At 35.8% G+C, this 1,365-nt stretch carries 1 protein-coding gene; it reads right to left on the reverse strand.

What is annotated here, in order from left to right; genetic code table 11:
• A partial coding sequence (gene repM, locus FTV34_RS17470; protein ID WP_180070917.1) for a replication initiation protein RepM occupies positions 1 to 915 on the reverse strand: 915 nt, incomplete at its 3' end.
• Positions 916 to 1,365: the final 450 nt, after the last annotated feature.

A 1,365-nucleotide genomic window follows, 5' to 3' on the forward strand; every position in this document is an offset into this window, starting at 1 on the left:
TGATTTTTCTAAAATTGGATAAAGCTCTCTGAATTTTTCAGGCTCTAAAAGCATATCAGCGATACGAATAGCAAATTGTTGGTAGCTTTCTGTACCTTGTGAATATATTCCCATCTCAGGCATTTCTGACATTTTATTCGCAAATAAATGGCGTTGTGCATCGGTCATTTTTATAAAAAAATCAGGCGTGTTTGGATCTCTTTTTGCTTCAACTTTTGGCTGTTGTTTTTGCTTAAATTTGAAAGAAAAACCTGAAATGATCCGTCCTTTTTTATGCTGTTCATACGTTACAGTAATATCAGTATGCTCATTAATTTGTTTAATTGATGGTTCAAGCACACGCTTTTTGAAGTCACTCATGGCGGTGTATTCACTATCAACAAGACCTAATCTGTTTCTAAACTCACTAAGTTCTAGTTGTGGAACTTTTCCAACTTCACGCCAAGCAATCAGCAATTCATAAAGCCTAGTGGCGTATTTACTGGTTAGGTGAGCAACTTGTTTAGCTTCATATTTTGTAAAGTGTTCTTCCAATCGTGTGATTAAAGGCACTACATCAGGAGCAAAAGTAATTTCTAACAATGCTAGGTCATCTACATAAAATATACGGCTTACCCAGCGAGATCGAACAATGCCGACTTTGCCTGTTTTTTTATATTCGGCTGTATAACTAAATTGACGATTAAACAGATTATTTACAGCTTCTCTCAAAGCTTTATATGACGCATCGGCAGATACATTGAATAGCTTGGCGTAGTCACTAGCATGTATTTCCAGTTTACTATCCGCAGTGATTCCTTGTCCCGATTCTCTAGCATTAATGATAGCTAGCATGATCAAACGTTGTTCCGTTAGCTCTAGGTTGTAACTGGCATTTATTAGAGCATTATCTTTCACGACTAAACTATTTTTCATAAGAAGAACTTATTATTATCTAATTAAAGGACAATGTAATCTAATATCTTTTTAAGGTCAATATTTATAATGTCTTTTAATTAAGAGCAAATGTCCGTTTATACAAGAGCAAATGTCCGTTTATACAAGAGCAAATGTCCGTTTATACAAGAGCAAATGTCCGTTTATATAGTCTGTAACACTTACTACACAAGGGTTTCAACCTGTCTAAAAGCATTAAAAGCTTTAAAAATAATTAAAAGCCTTTCGAGAGGGGAGTGCTTAAAACTGCCCTATGTACTCGCTAAAGCTCGTACTCTATTGAAGCTCGTTCCTCGCTTCGTGGGGCAGTTTTTAGTTAATCCTGTTTGTGAAATCTAAAAGCAAAAGCATTGGTAATGTATTCGCTTCGCTCATACTTTTTGAAAAGCAAAAGCTCCAAAGTTCGCACCCATTCGGGATGCTCTGTAC

The sequence above is a fragment of the Acinetobacter sp. YH16038 genome, from assembly GCF_013417275.1.
Taxonomy (GTDB): Bacteria; Pseudomonadota; Gammaproteobacteria; order Pseudomonadales; family Moraxellaceae; genus Acinetobacter.